A 16,267-nucleotide genomic window follows, 5' to 3' on the forward strand; every position below is an offset into this window, starting at 1 on the left:
GTTTTGCCATGCTCCGACGCCATCTGATCGCCTCGCTCGTCATGCTGCCCCTGTCGTTCGCCGTTCCGGCGTTCGCGCCCATGGCCAGCGCAGCCAGCGCCACTGAAGTCCTGTTGCCGCCGTGGGGCACCTTGCCCAAGGCCATGACCGACCGCTTGACCGCCGAAACCGGGACGACCCTGGAAACCCAGACCCTGGGCTGGGACCAGATCCTGACCAAGATTGCCACCTCAATGATCGCTGGCAGCCCGCCAGGCGATGCCACTGAAGTGGATTGGTCGTGGGTCGGGCAGTTCGGCGCCGCCCATTGGTATCAACCCCTCGAAGGCGTGGTGGACGCTGCGACCATTGCCGACATCCCTTCGGCCAAGCTGTTCGTGTTCAATGGTCAGTTGCTGGCCGTGCCCTATGCCAACGACTTCCGGGTGCTGATCTATAACAGCGACCACCTCAAGCGTGCGGGCATCGCTGCAGCACCGACCACACCAGAACAACTGTTGGCCGACGCCAAGGCGATCAAGGCCAGGAACATTGCCCAGTACCCCATCGCCCTGCCGCTGTCCGCCACCGAAGGCAGCGCCACGGCCTGGTATCTGCTGACCAAGGTATTCGGCGGCGAGCTGTTCAACGACAAATTCGAGCCGCAATTCATCAAGCCTGATTCGGCTGGTTACAAGGCCCTGGCCTTTGAAGTCGAAGCCCTAAAGGCCGGCCTCATCAGCCCGGCCGCCACCGGGCTGAAAGACGTCGAAGTCCAGGAACTGTTCAAGAAGGGTGATGCCTCGTTCGACCTGGCTGGCTGGGCCGGCAATATCGCCGTGTACAGTGACCCGGCCAAATCCCAGGTGGCCGACCACGTATCGGCAGCATTGATGCTGACCACCACCGGTACGGCACGCACCATCGGCCTGCCCGAGGCCGTGGGTATCCCTGCCACGGCAAAAAACAAGGATGGCGCCAAGACGTTCATCAACTGGTTCATCAAACCGCAGAACCAGATCGAAAGCTACGAAACCCTGGGCAACCTGCCGACCCGCACCAGCGTGCTCAAGCAGCTCAACAGCGAAGGCAAGCTCAAGAGCGGTGACGTGATTCTGCAGCAGGCCGGGCTGGTCGACCCGTTGTTCAAACAAGGCACGCCCGTCTGGTATCCGCAATTCACCAGCGCCGTGTCCAGCGCGCTGAATCAGGCGGCCAAGGGCCAATTGACCGTTGCCCAGGCGGTCGCCCAGATCGCCGAACAAGCCCAGAGTGCGATGCAGCCGTGATGACTCTAGCCTCGATCAGGGAACGTTTGCGTCCCGTGCCCGGCGAGACCTGGCTAGGGCTGGCGTATGTACTGCCGATCATCCTGGTGATGGCCAGCCTGGTCTTCGTGCCGCTGGTGACCACGGTGCTCGACAGCCTTTACCGGATTGACCCGATGCGCCCGGGCACGCCCTTCGTCGGCCTGCTCAACTACCAGAACCTGACCTCAGATAGCAACGTTCAGCACGCCACCTGGAACACCTTGGTCTACGTGGTGCTGGCCGTGGTGCTGGAAACTGCCGGCGGCCTGGGCGCCGCGCTGTTGCTCAACAAGGTGCGTCGAGGTCGGCAATGGCTGCTGGCGGTACTGGTACTGCCCTGGTGCCTGCCCCCCGTGGTCAATGCCCTGGTCTGGCTGTGGATCTATAACCCCAGTTACGGCCTGCTGAACAACCTGCTCAAGGCTGTGGGGCTGCTCGACGAGAATGTGGTGTGGTTCAACGATCACAACACCGCATTGCTGCTGGTGGCACTGGTCCATGTCTGGCGCATGTTGCCCCTCACCGCGATCATTCTGTTGGCGGCCCTGCAAGCCATTCCCGCAGATCTCTATGAAGCGGCGAAGCTCGATGGTGCCGGGCGGATCAAGTGCTTCCGCATGATCACCCTGCCCCTGATCGCCGGAGGCCTGGCCATCGCCCTCAGTCAGTCGACGGTCTTTGCCTTCAACCTGTTCGACGAAGCCTGGATCCTCAACGGCTCAAGCCTGGATACCCGCAGCCTGATCATCCAGGTGTACATGTCGGCGTTTCAGAATCTGAAGTTCTCCTACGGCATGGCGCTGTCGGTACTGGCCATGATCGCCTCGCTGGTGGTCTCGATGGTCTACGTGCTCAAGGTCTACCGCGAAACGAGGTTCGACTGATGCGCAAACTCACCTTGCAACTGCTCGGCAAGGCCGGATTCGCCCTGGCCGTGCTCATCCTCTTGTTGTGGTCGCTGGGGCCGGTCTATTGGGCGGTGATCACCAGTTTCACCGACCCGAAGGACATGCTCAGCGACCATCTGAGCCTGTGGCCTCAGCATCCGACCCTGGAACACTTCGCCAAGCTGTTTGGCGCCAGCAGTACCTCCCAGGGTAATGAAGTGCAGTCGGTGTGGCCGCAGTTCTCCCGGGCGTTCATCAACAGCCTGGTGACCTCCGTCGCCGCGACACTGGTGACCCTGGTCGCCGCCGCCTTTGGTGGCTACGCCTTTGTGAGGCTGCGCTTTCCCGGGCGCAATCTGCTGTTCGGCCTGGTCGTCGCGAGCATGGCGGTACCGGCCTATACCGTAATGATTCCGCTGTATCGCCTGATGATTTCCCTGCACCTGATCGACACCTACCTGGGCGTGACACTGATCTATGTGTCAGCGTTCCTGCCTCTGGCGCTATGGTTGATGCGCAGCGTGTATCAGTCGTTGCCAGTGTCGTTGGAAGAAGCTGCCTGGCTGGACGGCGCAAGTCGCACCTACACCCTGATACGGATCGTCTTGCCGCTGGCCGCGCCCGGCCTGATCGCCACGGCCATCCTCACGTTTCTCAGCGCCTGGGGCCAATTCATGGTGCCGCTGGTGTTCTCCCCGTCGCTGGCGACCAAGTCACTGACGGTGCTGATTCCGGAATTCGTCACCCGCAACTACGTCGACTACGGCCTGATGAACGCCGCCGGTGTTGTCGCCATGTTGCCACCCGTGCTGCTGGTGATCTTCCTCAACCGTTTCCTCGTGCGCGGGCTGATTGCCGGCGCGACCAAATAACGCCTCAAGGACTCTATTCATGAACGTCACTGAACACGTCATCGTCGAACAATTTCCGTTCTGGGTGCCTGCCCTGACCCAGACCCTTCCCATCCTCAATGCATCGACCATAGTCGTAGTCGGCTGCGGGACCTCGTACTACCTGGCCCAGGTGGTCGCCAGCGCGTTGAACCTCAACGGCAAGCGGGCCATCGCGGTACCGGGTGCTGAGTGGGCGCGGCGTCCCGAGGCTTATCTGGCCGACTATCAGGATGCACAGGTGATCGCCCTGTCGCGCAGCGGCGAATCCACCGAGACCGTGCAGGCAGTACAGGCCAGCCGTGTGCGTGGCCTGAAGACCCTGGGCATAACCTGCGAGAGCGCCAGCAGCCTGGCAAAGTGCAGCGATGAAGTGCTGTTCGCCCCTACCCACGCCCTGGAAGGCATCGTCATGAGCAGCTCGGCCAGCCTGATGCTGTTGTTGGGCTTGCGCCTGGCAGGTGTCGAAGTCGATGCAGCAATCCCGGCTCTCGCCGAACAGGCCATGCAGGCGCTTGACCGTCAGTTGAGCAATAGCGTGCTGTCGCGCTCGCACTTCGTTTACCTGGGCGGTGGCGCCTATTACGGGCTGGCCAGCGAAGGCGCCTTGAAGCTGCAAGAGATGAGCCTGACCTACACCCAGGTGTTTCATCCCATGGAATACCGCCATGGCCCTGTCAGCCTGGTGGACGCGAAAACCTGCGTGGTGCTGATCTACAGCCCCCAGACCTCTGATGAAGAAGCCAGGCTCTATGACGAACTCAAGGAAAAAGGCGCGTTGGTGATCGGCTTCGGCGGACCGGGCGATATTTCCATCGGCGTCACCCGCACCGGCCTGGACCGCAGCCTGGAAATCCTCCCGGCCTTGCAGTTGTTCGGCGAACGTCTGGCCCAGTACAAAAACCTGGACAGCACCGCTCCGCGCCACCTCACCAAGGTCGTGCGTCTTTCCTGAATCAGTGGGTCCGGCATAGGTAGTTCCTTCGATATGGCAACCGTAAACATTCAGCAACTGCGCAAGAACTACGGCGCAATACCGGTATTGCACGGCATTGACCTGAACATTGCCGACGGTCAGTTCGTTTCTCTGGTCGGCGCTTCGGGCTGCGGAAAATCAACCCTGCTGCGCATGATCGCGGGCCTGGAGTCAGTGACATCCGGCGCGATAGAACTCAATGGGCGGGTCATCAACGATATCTCGCCCAAGGACCGGGACATCGCTATGGTGTTCCAGAACTACGCGCTGTACCCGCACATGACAGTCGCGCAGAACATGGGCTTCAGCCTGCATCTGCGCAAGGAGTCGCCCGCGCGTATCGACGCGGCCGTGAAGGAAACGGCGGCGATGCTCGGCCTGTCGAACTACCTCGATCGTTATCCCAAGGCGCTGTCTGGCGGTCAGCGGCAACGGGTTGCCATGGGCCGCGCCATCGTGCGCCATCCCCAGGTCTTTCTGTTCGACGAACCGTTGTCGAATCTGGATGCCAAGCTGCGGGTGCAGATGCGTATTGAAATCCGCACCCTGCAGCGCAAACTGGGCACGACGGCCATCTACGTGACCCACGATCAGATGGAGGCCATGACCATGTCCGACCTGATTGTGGTCATGAACGCCGGTCGTATTGAGCAGGTCGGCGCGCCCATCGACGTCTATGACCGCCCTGCCAATCTGTTCGTCGCCACGTTCATCGGCTCGCCGGCGATGAACCTGATCGAAGGCGTGCTGGAGCAAGACGAGCGCACATCATTCATTAAAGTGGGCAGTCAGCGGATCGCCCTGGAGCGGCGTATCGACCTGGCAGCTTCAAGCCCGGTAGTCATGGGTATCCGCCCTGAGCACTTGACGCTGTCTGCCGTGCCGGGCGCAGGCTTCTCGCTTCCCTTTACGGTCGACCTGATTGAGCCGACCGGCGCAGAAAGTCACGTTTACGGGCGCACCGGGGATACGCCGATGGTGGCTTCACTGTCGCGCCGGGACGATCTGCAACTGGGACAGGACGTCCAGTTACGCGGCAGCTGTGAGCATATCCATGTGTTCGACAAGGCCAGCGGGGCGCGGATGGCTTGAACCTTCAGTGATCCGAACAGGGGAAAGCAGAACAGAGGTCTCGTTATTCCCCTTGCGACTCACCGAGGAAATCCACCAACTCGTCGGCTATGCGATTCGCGGCCTCCTCCGGCAGATAATGGCCAGCATTGCGGACCACGTCACCGCGCACATCTGTCGCCAGTTTCTGCAATGCGCTGACCATGTACTCCCCTACCCCGCGCTCGGCCCCCAGCGCCAGCAGGGGAATGTCGAGCCGTGTTTCAGCGCGCAGGCGATTGGCGGCAATACCGTCCAGGGAAAATGCCGACTGGTAATAGCCGGTTACGGCCCGCAACGCGCCAGGGGCCGCCAACTGGCGGGCATAAAGGGCGATGTCTTCGGCGGTGATGGTCCAGGGTTGCAGCGACTTGGCGCGAAACAACCAGGTGAGAAACGGCTCTTCCCGTCCTGATATCAGCAGTTCGGAGAGATCATCGAGCTGGTTGAAAGCGAAATGCCAACTGCGCCGATTGGTTTCGTCCACTGACAGGTCGGTGCGTGGCACCGAAAGCCCCGGTATCAGGGCATCGAGCAGCGCAACACGACGCACGTCCGAGCGCCAGTCTGCCGCCCATGCATAGGCAATCCAGCTGCCTACGTCATGCCCTGCGACATCGATCGGCCCGTTCTCCAGCAAGCCGATGACCTGTGCAAAGTGATGCAGTTCGGCGGCAACACTGGCCAGGTCATAACCTCCAGGAGGTGCATCACTTTCGCCCATCCCGCGAGGGTCTATCGCAATGACCCGGTGACCGGCGTCCACCAGTTGCGGCATCACGTAGCGCCACGCATACCAGCTCTGCGGCCAACCGGGAATCAGCACGACAGGCGGGCCATCGCCGCCCTCGACGTAGTGAATAGTGACCTCATCGATCTGCACACTGGCATGGCGAAACCGCTGCCAGAAATTCGTATGCGACATGAAATCGGCACCGACACGGCCGGGTTGTTCCGAGCGAACGTTCATAATGACCCCTCATATGGAATTGATCATTTCCTAATTGGATAAAATATTACTCAAGCAGCCGCATCAACTCGGTCACCATGCCTTGCATGTCGTCATCCCTTGATCCGGTTTTCCCCAACACCCTCATACCCTGCTGAAGGGCCAGGAGCATTTTCGCGAGCATGGCCGCGTTCAGGTCACTGCGCACCGAGCCGTCTCGCTGTCCCTCTTCAATCAGGCGACAGAGCTGTGCTTCACGCCTGAGTTGCTGAGCCGCGATCAAGCCGGCCACTTCAGTGTCAGCCAGGGACAGTTCGACGGCAGTTTCGATGACCAGGCACCCTGTGCGTCCGGCAGCCTCGCCGCTGAGCTGCGCATAGTGTTTGAGCAGGGCTTCGATTTTGTCTCGCCCTGTATGCTTCGCAGCCAGGCAAGCGGCAATCGCCTGCCCACGCAGCATCATGTAGCGGTCAAGTGCAGCCAGGAACAGGCCGCGCTTGTCACCCCATGCCTTGTAGATGCTGCCCGAGGTCAAGCCCAGGCAAGCGTTCAGGTCCGAGATCGAGGTACCGTGGTAGCCATATTCACTGAAGCGTGTAATCGCCCTGTCCAGTGCCGCATCGGTATCAAACTCGCGGGGCCGACCGGGGCGGACGTAAAGGTCTGATTTTTTAGTCATGGTCACAGTATAGGAAATAAACGTTTCCAAATAAAGCGTCTTTCCTGAAAATCCCCAATCACCGCTAACCTTTGCCGGTCAAAACAGCATTCTGACTTGCACAAGCCTGTTCCAGGCTGCGTAATGACCGGGATGATGTTCAAGCCACCCATCCCCGCTCAGGTCCCGTGACATGCAAGAAATCGATAATGCCGACTGGGAACTGCTCAATCTTGAGTGGCACCAGGGCTTCGCGTTTCTCGAAGGCGCATTGCTGGGCGATGGCCATGCACGTGATGTCTACATCATTCTCAACCCATCGGGGTTGTCGCCCCGGGAGATAGCTCAACGCGCCAGTGACGGACACTATCCCCCTTCCCCCTTGCAGGCCGGGCAAACGGTCTGGCGGCATCGAGCCAACCCGCAGCTGTTGCGCGACGCGCGGCAGGATTACTACCTGCTCCCGGGCTACCTGGAGCGTCATGGCTACCACGCTCTCGATCGTTTGCCGCTGCGTTTCAATAAAGAGCTGGAAGGCCTGGGTTATCAGTACTGGCGCGATGAAGCGAATGCCTACTGGTTCGGCGACTACTCGATCACGACAATAGCGCACGCCAGGCAAGGCAGCCTGGCTCTGCTGGGGTCTCCATCAGCTGCGGTAACTGCCGAATCAGCACTGTTCAGTGACGGTGTGAATATCTACCTGCATGGGCAATTCATCGCCCGTGCGACGACCCAGGTCCGCTATTGCAATCACCCGGCTTATCGAGTGATAGATAATCAGGTCTATCGAGGATTCCAGCCGCTGCATCAGAAAGACGGCACACCGCTGGCCATCGCCAATGCGCAGGGTTTCCAGATGCTCGCGCAGCGCTGGGGAACGGATGGACAATCCATCATTGTGCAGGCGCAGCAAGGCTCGAGCGTTGCCTATGAATACTTCTATCGCATCGACGACGCCGACCTCGCCACCTTCACCGTGCTCAACCAGCGCTACGCCAAAGACCGGCAGCGGGCCTTTTACCTGACCGGCAAAAGCATTCGTTATGTGGGCGATTTTCATCTGCTCACGTGCCGTCAGCCCGAGTTCGACGCGTGCGGCCGGGTGGTCGGCAGCCGTGAATACGAGGATGAGTTCATTGCCGTGGACGACAGGTTCGTCTATGTCGCCGGGACCCGTTTGCGCGGTGCCCATGGCCCGAGTTTCCGCCATCTGGGCTTCGGTTATTACCGCGACCAGCAGCATGTCTATCGGCATAACAAGCGTCTGGATGTGGACGTAGAGAGTTTCGTCGTCACCCAGCTCTATCAGCACGAGCAGGGCTATTCGCCGGTGTTGGCAGGTGACAGGCATGGCCCGACAGGCTCTGCCGGGATTGTCGATGCGGCGATGCACCGGGACTGGGCGCCGTTCTTTGAGGCGCACCCGCATCTGCACGACTACTGGTGGCATCGGCTGCAAGGGCTGAACGAAGAGCCGCAAATTCCGGAAGAAACGCCGCCGTTGCGCTCCATTGGCTTCGGTTTCGAACTGGGCCGCCGGGTGCATTTCCATGGCCGCCCGATCAACGGGCTGGACGCAGCAAGTTTTACATTGCTCGACACTCACCTGTGCGGCGATGCCAATGGCTTGTATCTGATCCCGTTTCATAACGCCGAAACCGACGTGCCTGAACAGTTCTCTCCCGAGCCAGCGACGCATTACCGCTCACTGGGCGCCCCCTACCTGACTGACGGCAAGCGCGTGTTCTGTCACCGGATTTTCTACCATCCACCCGAACCGATCCGTAAAGCTGATGCTGCCACCTTTGAGTCTTGCGGCCATGGCTGGGCCAGGGATCAACATGCGATCTATTACTACGGGGAGGCGAAAAAACGTCTATCCCCCTCTGATACCCGCATCCTCGGAACTTACGCCGTTGGTCCTGCGCTTATTCTGTCGCAAGGCAAGCCATTGGATGTGGCGTTCAGCCCGGATGAGATCCGCGTACCGCACCCCGACTTTCTGCAACTGGGTACACGCAAACTGTTCTGCGGCCGCCGCCCCCTGAGTGCCAAACGCATCGACCTTGCCACTCTGGAGTTTCTCAGCGACCGCCATGCCCGTGACAAGCATCGAATCTACTACTACGACGGCTACTCAGCGCTAACCGAAGTGGACGAAGCGCACTACCTGCAAGCATGCGAGCGCAAGGATGGCAAACAACATGGATGAACGCCTGGCTTCATTCAGAGACCAGATCTGCGACGCGGTGGCGTCAGGCGGCTCTGACGAAATTACCTATAAGTCAGAATGGCTCGGCTACCTTCCCTTCGGCGTTTATCACTGGCTCGAATACCTGGGCCAGGACCTTTCCAATGCCGTGCCCGCCGGATGGACGCTCGCGGACCTGACCAGTCTCGAGCAGGCCGGATTCCTGCAACGCCTCGACACTTACGAGAACCCGGAAGACGAGTTTGACCGGAGTATCAGGTATCGGGTTTGTATAGAGCGCGCTTAACCAAAAGCATTCATCGCCCCCAACGAATGCAGAATCGACCTGGCCGTCAGCACCGCCGCAATGACCAACACGGCAAGGATGGCCAGCACCCACTTCACCGTCCTGGACAACATCGGCGGTCGGGGCTTTGGTGTAGAGAACTTCAAGGCTTCCAGCCCTTCGGCGCAGCGCGGGCAAGGCATGTTGTCGATGAAAACCGTGGACCCGCATTGATTACAGACTCTCATGGCACCGACCCTGGACAGGTTTGCAACCCACTATACAACGCGAAACACTGCTGCCAAATGCTGACACCTCCGGATGGCAGCAGGTCAATGTTTTTTTCAAGCCCCCTGAGCTGATCAAATAATTGCGTGAAGCAATTCGTCTGATTCAATATTTTCAAGCTGATATCATCGACGCATGTTCAAACCGGGTCGAAAACATGAATCGCCGCAAAAAAATAAACCAGTTATTAAAGGCCAACGCCAAGAAGGCCAGTGCCAAGCTGGCACCGAAAAGCAAACCCAAATACATCAGCAAGGCTGACCGATTGAAGCTTGACGCTGAAGCCGCTCCCGACTCGATCACTGTCGCCGAGAGCTGATCTATCCACCTCTTCATCGCGGCACCTGCGTGCGTCGCTCAAGTCCCAATAAGTTCTTGCGCAATCGCTGCCAGTTGCCCGCCCACGCGCTCTTTCATCGTATCGATAAAGCGGGTGATTTTTGCGTCTACGAACTGGCGCGAGGTGTAGACGGCATAGACGTTGCGCTCGTGCGTATGGTAATCGGGCAGCACCCGGACAAGCTTTCCCGAACGCAAATCGTCGATGGCCGAGAACCCCGCCAACAACCCGATCCCTGCACCTTCCCGCACTGCCACGGCCATCGCGTCCATGTCGTTGACACTGAAGCTGGGCCCCGTCGGGATGAACGTGCTGCTGCCCGTCCTGCTTTTCAGCTGCCACTCATCTCGCAGGTAATCCACCGTGCTGAGCAACAGACACTGGTGATCGCCAAGATCCTCCGGCTGCAGGGGCGCAGCATGTCGGGCCAGGTAATCAGGTGATGCGACCAGCACACAGTGACTGACTCCGATCTTTTGACTCACGTAGGTCGAATCCGGAAGCGCCCTGGCGATCAGGAGCGAGACATCCAACTGGTCTTCCAGCAGGTTCGGCATGCGCTGGGACAGGCGCAGGTCCACAGTGACGTCCGGAAAAGCCCTGCGGTATTCGAGGACAGCGCAGGTCACCAGATGACGTGCCAGGCCTGGCACGCAATGCACGCGAAGGGTTCCTCTTGGCTCCAGCAAGGCATTGCGGGCCTCGGCTTCGGCATTCTCGAGATCCGCCAGAATCGACGTGCAGCGCTCATAAAATCGCCGACCGGCATCGGTCACTGAAAGGCGCCGGGTAGACCGCTGCAGGAGGCGAGTGTTCAGCACCTCTTCAAGCGCGGAAACCGCCCTCGATACATTGCCGACGGTCGAATCCAGATGGTTTGCCACGGCAGTGAAACTGCCCATCTCGACGACTTTTATGTACACCGACATATTCGCAAGCTTGTCCATCAACAGCGTCCTTGAGGCAGTTTTCCACGTCGTTTGTCGAACATGGCCCCTCATGATGGCGGTTGACGCAAGTTGACTGCAACCCGGTTGACCAAGGGATATTTCCTTTGGGCACAACAATGATTCCCTCCCCCACGGCTAAATCCCCACCCGCCTTCTCCCTAGACTGGGCTCCACAGGCAGCGCCCATGGTTGCTGTTACCAGACTCCTGACAACCCATTGAAGGCCAACACTATGAATACCTCCTACGACCCGCTTTATCTGTTCATCGGTGGTGAATGGATCAGTACCGAAGAGCGCGACACCGCTGCCGTCATCAACCCGGCGACCGAACGTGAAATAGGCCGGGTACCACTGGCCACCGAAAACGACCTGGATCACGCCCTGCAGGTCGCGCAACAGGGCTTCCAGACATGGCGCCAGACCGTTCCAGCCGAACGGGCGAAGGTCCTCAAGCGCGCCGCCGATCTGATCCTGGAACGGGCACAGCACATCGCAACACAGATGACGCTGGAAGAAGGCAAACCGCTCGCCGAAAGCCTGGACGAAGTCACCCGTGCCGCCGAATATTTCGAATGGTTTGCCGAAAGCGCCCGGCGCATCGACGGCCGGGTCGTACCGGCCAACCGCCCCGGCGTCCTGCAAATGGTCAAGCGCCAGGCCATCGGTCCGGTAGCCGCATTCACGCCCTGGAACTTCCCGGCGATTACTCCGGCGCGCAAGCTCTCGGCCGCTTTGGCGGCAGGATGCAGCGTCATTCTCAAGCCAGGTGAAGAAAGCCCTTCCACGGCGTTGGCACTTGCCCGGGCACTCGACGACGCGGGCCTGCCAAAAGGTGTCCTGCAAATTGTTTTCGGTGTGCCGGATCAAGTCTCACGTCACCTGATCGCATCCCCCATTGTGCGCAAAGTCACCTTTACCGGTTCAGTACCGATCGGCCGACTGCTGTCAGCGCGAGCAGCCGAAGGCGTCAAGCCGATCACATTGGAGCTGGGTGGCCACGGACCGGTGCTGGTCTTCGATGATGCCGATGTTGCAAAAGCGGCGACAGAAGGCGTTGCGAACCGGTTTCGCGGGACTGGCCAGGTCTGCATCTCGTCCACCCGCTTCCTGATCCAGCGCGGTGTCTATTCAGAGTTCGTCAATTACTTTGTCGCTGCCACCAGCGCCTTGAGAATCGGCAATGGCCTGCTTGCCGATACTCAGGTCGGGCCACTCGCCAATCCACGGCAGCTGGCCAAGATGGAAGAACTCATCGCGGACGCCGTCGCCAAAGGCGCACGGGTGCTCGCCGGTGGCAGGCGCCTGCCTGGCGAAGGCTTCTTCTTCGAACCTACAGTGCTCGCCGACGTGCCGATGAATGCCCGGGTCATGCACGAGGAGCCCTTCGGCCCGATCGCCATACTCATGCCATTCGACGCCCTCGCAGACGGACTCGCCGAAGCCAATCGCCTGCCATACGGGCTGTCAGCCTACGCCTTCACCTCCAACGCCCGGACGGCCATTGACGTCGCCGACGGCCTGGAGGCCGGCATGATTGGCATCAATCAGTACCGGATCGTAGCGACCGAACTGCCCTTCGGCGGCATGAAGGAAAGTGGCCACGGCTCCGAAGGTGGCATCGAAGGCATCGAACACTACCTGACCCATAAATTCATCAGCCAGATCTGAGGATATCTCCATGTCAAACCTCGACTTCAAAAGCCCGCGAGAGGCCGCCAGAGCCTTTACGCCGAAATTGGCAGAGTTTGTTGACTCGACACTTTACCCGCAGATCTGGAGCGATCCGGCGCTGTCACCCCGTGACCGCAGCCTGATTACCCTCGCGGCGCTGATTGCCGCAGGCCACTCGGAAGAACTGCCAGCGCACTTGCGCCGCGGGGTGGGCAATGGCCTTACCCATGAGGAAATTGCTGCCGCGATCACTCACCTGGCGTTCTACGCAGGCTTTCCTGCCGCAATTACTGCCTCCGCCATTGCCAACGCCACCCTTGATCAGCCAGAGAGCAAATAACCATGAAAGCCATTGCCATCGTAGCATTCGGCGACGCCGATGTCCTGCAACTCAAGGACGCTCCCAATCCCGAAGTACGCCCTGCCGATCTGCTGGTGCGAGTCTATGCCGCTGGCGTCAATCGCGCCGACCTGACCCATCGCACCGGTGGCTATGGCCGACCGAACTTCGGTGATTCGACGACTATCGGGCTCGAGATCGCCGGTGAAGTGATCGCCAAAGGTAGCGAGGTTATCGGTTATGAAGTCGGAGACCGGGTGATGGGCGTTGTCGGCGGCGGCGCCTACGCCGAGCTGGCGCGCATCGACTACCGCATGGCCATGCCGATCCCGGCCCAGCTGGATTACGTGCATGCTGCGGCAATTCCCGAAGTCTTCGTCACGGCCCATGAGGCAATGATGCACCTGGCTCGACTCAAGCGTGGCGACTCGGTGTTGATCCACGCCGCAGCCGGCGGCGTGGGCTCCGCTGCCGTGCAACTGGCCTACGCCACAGGGGCAACCGTGTATGCGACTACCGAGGGCAGCAAGCTGGCGCGGGTCGAGCATCTGGGCGCCGATGTCGCCATTGACTACAAGACCAGTGACTTCGCCGAAGTCGTCGCCAGCAGGACCGACAATCGAGGCGTTGACGTCATCATCGACTTCGTCGGCGCGCCCTACTTTGCCCGTAACATTGCCTCACTGGCCAACGGCGGCCGACTGATCCAGGTCGGCATCCTCGGCGGTGGCGGCGAGGTCAATCTGCAACTTGAGCATATCCTCTACCGCCACCTGCAGATTATCGGCACCGTCATGAAATCGCGAACCCAGCCGGAGAAGCACGCCATGATCAAGCGTTTCCGCGAGCACTGGCTGGAGCGGTTCGCAGGAGCAGGCAGCCTGGAGCCGGTTGTCGACAGCACCTTTGCGCTTTCCCGAGCGGCCGATGCCCACCGGCGGATGGAATCATCGGAAAATGTCGGGAAAATCATTTTGACCATGCAGCCCGGCGATCTGATTTAAGTAACGGACGGGTCCTGGCATTGGCCAAAAAAAAACAGGCCCCCTGAGTCAAGGGGGCCGTTTTTATATGGCTTCTGCAGACAGCAAACCTGGCATTGTCTGGCGCCAGCTATTCCCTCTGGATAAAACATCCGCAAATGGGCATGCCCCAAGCAACGCAGGCGACGTGCACGAGTTGCCCCCCTTACAAAGATGCACGGCGAACCTGCATCTCTGTCAGTACCGCTACCCCCCACTGGCTCCCACAATGAGCCCATCAACCGATGGTAACCACATTAATCAGGAGCCATGGCATGTCGGATAAATTCAACAATCAGGTAGCGGTCGTCACGGGCGCGTCCACCGGAATAGGCTTCGCGATTGCGCAAGGCCTGATTACCGAGGGCGCCAAGCGCGTCTATATTACTGGACGCTCGGCGGCAACGTTGGAGGCTGCAGTTGCCAGACTAGGCGACAAAGCCGTGGCAGTGGTGTCTGATGTTGCCAGTCAGGCCGACCTCGATGCACTCAAAGCATTGATTGAACAACGGGGCGAACAACTGGATGCGGTATTTGCCAATGCCGGTATATGCGAGAAAAACCCCGTTGGCGAAACCACTGAAGCCGCCTACTTCAAGATGTTCGACATCAATGTCAAAGGGGTATTTTTTACGGTTCAAACGCTCTTGCCACTCATGAAGGATGGCGCATCGATTGTCCTGACCGCCTCCATTTGTTCCAGTAACGGCATGGAAGGCCTGAGCCTGTACAACGCTTCCAAGGCTGCTGTGCGCTCATTTGCACGAACCTGGGCCAACGAACTCAAAGGCCGAAAAATCCGCGCCAATGTACTCAGCCCTGGTTTCACCCGGACCCCGCTGATGGATAACGGCCTGAAAATGGACGAGAGCCAGATCGAAGCACTCAAGAATTACGTAGAACAAATCGTGCCTCTGGGCTATATGGCAGAACCTGAAGAAATAGCGACATCCGCGCTTTTCCTGGCATCCGCCGATGCAAGGTACGTCAACGGCGTGGAACTGATGGTCGACGGGGGGCTTTCACAGATCATGTAGACAAACCGGAATCAGTGGCGCCAGATAGTCTGTCGAGCGTTGATAAGGCTGGCCAGCACATATCGGAGAAGATGCAACAGATGACGATCAAAGAGTCTGAAAGCGCTACTGCCCCATTGATTCAGTGGGAGGCACACGCCTGTCTGCCGTTGATTCCGGGCCAGAACATGTCGAGCCTAGTGAGGTACCGGGACGCAGGATTCCACCATGTGTCGATCAATGTGGGCATGGACATGACCCCATTCGACACGGTCGTACGGATGATCGCCGGCTTTAGAAGCTGGCTGGCTCACCACCAGGAAGACTATGTCCTCGTGGCCACCACGGACGACATCTACCGTGTCCGTAAACATCAAAAGCTCGCGATCTCGTTCGATCTGGAAGGATCAAATATGCTGCGCCAGGATCCCGCCATGGTCGAACTTTTCGCCCACCTGGGAGTTCGCCAGTTATTACTGGCCTACAACCGGGACAACAGCTGCGCAGGTGGGTGCCACGGAGCAGGGGGTGGCCTGACCGCCCTGGGTCGCAAGGTGGTGAGCGCGGTCAATACAGCCGGGATTGTCATCGACTGTTCACATGCGAGCAAACGTTCAAGTCTTGAGACCATGGAAGTTTCGCAGCGACCGGTGATTTTCTCTCATACCAACGTTAAAGCGCTTTTTGACCATCCTCGTACGATTGACGACGAGCTGATTTCTGCGTGCGCAGCCCAGGGCGGAGTCATCGGCCTTACAGGTCTGGGCATTTTTCTGGGCGATCCATCCGCATCGGTGGCCGCCTACGTCCGCCAAATCGACTATTTGGCCGAGCGCGTCGGAACCAGCCATATTGGTATAGGTCTGGACACAGAGTTATACCCGGATCACAAGGACCTGCCGGAAGGCGTGGATGAGGACCAGTGGTGGCCTCATGAACATTATGGGCAGATGAATGGACATACTCAGTTGCAGCCGGAGGCACTCAGCGCGGTCGCTCAACAGTTGAGGCAACTGGGTTACGCGCAGTCGGATATTGACGCGATATTCGGTGAAAACTTTATGCGGGTTGCCAACGCAACCTGGCCAGCGTTGAAAGTCGGGGATTCGATTTGACCCCGAGACTCTCAGGTGGCGACACACGAGAGGGCTCCGCGTCTTTCACCGCGAACAGCCTGCTGAGATAAAGTCCATCATTCGCTCCGATCACTGGAACCGGCCGTGGTTTTTCTTCAGCCCTTTCAACCGCATCGTCGCCCGCTGAACAGCCGCCATTTTCTCAGGCCGTTTCATGCGCTTCCACTTCCTGATGTCTTCCTTGCTGCGCCCACAGCTCAAACACAGATCGCCACTCAATTGGCAAAGCGAGATGCAGGGGTTTGCTATTTCTTTCGCCATCAT

At 59.3% G+C, this 16,267-nt stretch carries 18 protein-coding genes; 14 read left to right on the forward strand and 4 right to left on the reverse strand.

Annotated features, from left to right (window positions below):
- The first annotated feature begins 8 nt into the window (after positions 1-8).
- From ACCD02_RS02915 to ACCD02_RS02935, 5 genes are read left to right on the forward strand one after another with little or no spacing between them, the layout of a single operon-like run.
- Positions 9-1,268 carry an extracellular solute-binding protein gene (locus tag ACCD02_RS02915; protein WP_413298474.1) on the forward strand — a complete coding sequence of 420 codons (1,260 nt, stop codon included), beginning with the start codon at positions 9-11 and terminating at the stop codon, positions 1,266-1,268.
- On the forward strand, positions 1,268-2,173 hold the full coding sequence (locus tag ACCD02_RS02920; protein WP_413298475.1) for a carbohydrate ABC transporter permease: 906 nt from the start codon (positions 1,268-1,270) through the stop codon (positions 2,171-2,173). Before ACCD02_RS02915 ends, ACCD02_RS02920 begins: the two co-directional genes overlap by 1 nt.
- Positions 2,173-3,048, forward strand: a complete 876-nt coding sequence (locus ACCD02_RS02925) for a carbohydrate ABC transporter permease (RefSeq protein ID WP_413298476.1) — start codon at positions 2,173-2,175, stop codon at positions 3,046-3,048. Before ACCD02_RS02920 ends, ACCD02_RS02925 begins: the two co-directional genes overlap by 1 nt.
- A 19-nt stretch (positions 3,049-3,067) precedes the next feature.
- The gene (locus ACCD02_RS02930; RefSeq protein ID WP_413298477.1) at positions 3,068-4,021 is read left to right on the forward strand and encodes an SIS domain-containing protein; all 954 of its coding nucleotides are present in this window, start codon (positions 3,068-3,070) and stop codon (positions 4,019-4,021) included.
- 33 nt (positions 4,022-4,054) lie between these two features.
- Positions 4,055-5,134: an ABC transporter ATP-binding protein gene (locus ACCD02_RS02935; protein WP_413298478.1), complete on the forward strand. Its 1,080-nt coding sequence runs from the start codon at positions 4,055-4,057 to the stop codon at positions 5,132-5,134.
- A gap of 43 nt (positions 5,135-5,177) precedes the next feature.
- Here the strand turns inward: ACCD02_RS02935 and ACCD02_RS02940 are convergent, their stop codons facing one another.
- Positions 5,178-6,122, reverse strand: coding sequence for an alpha/beta fold hydrolase (locus tag ACCD02_RS02940; protein WP_413298479.1), 945 nt, complete (start codon positions 6,120-6,122; stop codon positions 5,178-5,180).
- Positions 6,123-6,168: 46 nt separating this feature from the next.
- Entirely contained in the window at positions 6,169-6,810 is a 642-nt protein-coding gene (locus ACCD02_RS02945) for a TetR/AcrR family transcriptional regulator (protein WP_413298480.1), read from the reverse strand.
- Positions 6,811-6,952: 142 nt separating this feature from the next.
- On the opposite strand from ACCD02_RS02945, the gene ACCD02_RS02950 reads away from it, so the two are divergent.
- The 4 genes from ACCD02_RS02950 to ACCD02_RS02965 all read left to right on the forward strand — a co-directional run bounded on the left by ACCD02_RS02950 (position 6,953) and on the right by ACCD02_RS02965 (position 9,846).
- Complete coding sequence (locus ACCD02_RS02950; RefSeq protein ID WP_413298481.1) at positions 6,953-8,974, forward strand: DKNYY domain-containing protein; 2,022 nt, start codon at positions 6,953-6,955, stop codon at positions 8,972-8,974.
- The gene (locus ACCD02_RS02955) at positions 8,967-9,260 is read left to right on the forward strand and encodes a hypothetical protein (protein WP_413298482.1); all 294 of its coding nucleotides are present in this window, start codon (positions 8,967-8,969) and stop codon (positions 9,258-9,260) included. The genes ACCD02_RS02950 and ACCD02_RS02955 overlap by 8 nt, the downstream gene beginning before the upstream one ends.
- Before the next feature lie 60 nt (positions 9,261-9,320).
- Positions 9,321-9,473, forward strand: a complete 153-nt coding sequence (locus tag ACCD02_RS02960; protein WP_413298483.1) for a hypothetical protein — start codon at positions 9,321-9,323, stop codon at positions 9,471-9,473.
- A gap of 211 nt (positions 9,474-9,684) precedes the next feature.
- On the forward strand, positions 9,685-9,846 hold the full coding sequence (locus tag ACCD02_RS02965; RefSeq protein WP_413298846.1) for a DUF2986 domain-containing protein: 162 nt from the start codon (positions 9,685-9,687) through the stop codon (positions 9,844-9,846).
- Positions 9,847-9,884: 38 nt separating this feature from the next.
- Here ACCD02_RS02965 and ACCD02_RS02970 read toward each other — a convergent pair whose 3' ends face one another.
- The gene (locus tag ACCD02_RS02970; RefSeq protein WP_413298484.1) at positions 9,885-10,814 is read right to left on the reverse strand and encodes a LysR family transcriptional regulator; all 930 of its coding nucleotides are present in this window, start codon (positions 10,812-10,814) and stop codon (positions 9,885-9,887) included.
- Positions 10,815-11,049: 235 nt separating this feature from the next.
- Here ACCD02_RS02970 and ACCD02_RS02975 point away from each other — a divergent pair, with 235 nt between their 5' ends.
- From ACCD02_RS02975 to ACCD02_RS02995, 5 genes are all read left to right on the forward strand, one after another.
- Positions 11,050-12,486, forward strand: coding sequence for an NAD-dependent succinate-semialdehyde dehydrogenase (locus tag ACCD02_RS02975; protein ID WP_413298485.1), 1,437 nt, complete (start codon positions 11,050-11,052; stop codon positions 12,484-12,486).
- Positions 12,487-12,496: 10 nt separating this feature from the next.
- Entirely contained in the window at positions 12,497-12,829 is a 333-nt protein-coding gene (locus ACCD02_RS02980; RefSeq protein WP_413298486.1) for a carboxymuconolactone decarboxylase family protein, read from the forward strand.
- 2 nt (positions 12,830-12,831) lie between these two features.
- Positions 12,832-13,833 carry an NAD(P)H-quinone oxidoreductase gene (locus tag ACCD02_RS02985; RefSeq protein WP_413298487.1) on the forward strand — a complete coding sequence of 334 codons (1,002 nt, stop codon included), beginning with the start codon at positions 12,832-12,834 and terminating at the stop codon, positions 13,831-13,833.
- 293 nt (positions 13,834-14,126) lie between these two features.
- Entirely contained in the window at positions 14,127-14,888 is a 762-nt protein-coding gene (locus ACCD02_RS02990; RefSeq protein ID WP_413298488.1) for an SDR family oxidoreductase, read from the forward strand.
- A gap of 80 nt (positions 14,889-14,968) precedes the next feature.
- Positions 14,969-15,982: a membrane dipeptidase gene (locus tag ACCD02_RS02995; protein ID WP_413298489.1), complete on the forward strand. Its 1,014-nt coding sequence runs from the start codon at positions 14,969-14,971 to the stop codon at positions 15,980-15,982.
- 90 nt (positions 15,983-16,072) lie between these two features.
- On the opposite strand, the gene ACCD02_RS03000 is transcribed toward ACCD02_RS02995, so the two are convergent.
- Positions 16,073-16,264: a DUF1289 domain-containing protein gene (locus ACCD02_RS03000; RefSeq protein ID WP_413298848.1), complete on the reverse strand. Its 192-nt coding sequence runs from the start codon at positions 16,262-16,264 to the stop codon at positions 16,073-16,075.
- Positions 16,265-16,267: the final 3 nt, after the last annotated feature.

Source organism: Pseudomonas sp. Pseusp88 (assembly GCF_047303955.1).
GTDB lineage: Bacteria > Pseudomonadota > Gammaproteobacteria > Pseudomonadales > Pseudomonadaceae > Aquipseudomonas.

Bases quoted from the DNA above. Each gene is read 5' to 3' on its own strand.
- ACCD02_RS02995 (WP_413298489.1), top strand. From the start codon at position 14,969: ATGACGATCAAAGAGTCTGAAAGCGCTACTGCCCCATTGATTCAGTGG.
- ACCD02_RS02970 (WP_413298484.1), bottom strand. From the start codon at position 10,814: ATGGACAAGCTTGCGAATATGTCGGTGTACATAAAAGTCGTCGAGATG.
- ACCD02_RS02985 (WP_413298487.1), top strand. From the start codon at position 12,832: ATGAAAGCCATTGCCATCGTAGCATTCGGCGACGCCGATGTCCTGCAA.
- ACCD02_RS02975 (WP_413298485.1), top strand. From the start codon at position 11,050: ATGAATACCTCCTACGACCCGCTTTATCTGTTCATCGGTGGTGAATGG.
- ACCD02_RS02955 (WP_413298482.1), top strand. From the start codon at position 8,967: ATGGATGAACGCCTGGCTTCATTCAGAGACCAGATCTGCGACGCGGTG.
- ACCD02_RS02930 (WP_413298477.1), top strand. From the start codon at position 3,068: ATGAACGTCACTGAACACGTCATCGTCGAACAATTTCCGTTCTGGGTG.
- ACCD02_RS03000 (WP_413298848.1), bottom strand. From the start codon at position 16,264: ATGGCGAAAGAAATAGCAAACCCCTGCATCTCGCTTTGCCAATTGAGT.
- ACCD02_RS02925 (WP_413298476.1), top strand. From the start codon at position 2,173: ATGCGCAAACTCACCTTGCAACTGCTCGGCAAGGCCGGATTCGCCCTG.
- ACCD02_RS02915 (WP_413298474.1), top strand. From the start codon at position 9: ATGCTCCGACGCCATCTGATCGCCTCGCTCGTCATGCTGCCCCTGTCG.
- ACCD02_RS02920 (WP_413298475.1), top strand. From the start codon at position 1,268: ATGACTCTAGCCTCGATCAGGGAACGTTTGCGTCCCGTGCCCGGCGAG.
- ACCD02_RS02935 (WP_413298478.1), top strand. From the start codon at position 4,055: ATGGCAACCGTAAACATTCAGCAACTGCGCAAGAACTACGGCGCAATA.
- ACCD02_RS02965 (WP_413298846.1), top strand. From the start codon at position 9,685: ATGAATCGCCGCAAAAAAATAAACCAGTTATTAAAGGCCAACGCCAAG.
- ACCD02_RS02980 (WP_413298486.1), top strand. From the start codon at position 12,497: ATGTCAAACCTCGACTTCAAAAGCCCGCGAGAGGCCGCCAGAGCCTTT.
- ACCD02_RS02940 (WP_413298479.1), bottom strand. From the start codon at position 6,122: ATGAACGTTCGCTCGGAACAACCCGGCCGTGTCGGTGCCGATTTCATG.
- ACCD02_RS02950 (WP_413298481.1), top strand. From the start codon at position 6,953: ATGCAAGAAATCGATAATGCCGACTGGGAACTGCTCAATCTTGAGTGG.
- ACCD02_RS02990 (WP_413298488.1), top strand. From the start codon at position 14,127: ATGTCGGATAAATTCAACAATCAGGTAGCGGTCGTCACGGGCGCGTCC.
- ACCD02_RS02960 (WP_413298483.1), top strand. From the start codon at position 9,321: ATGACCAACACGGCAAGGATGGCCAGCACCCACTTCACCGTCCTGGAC.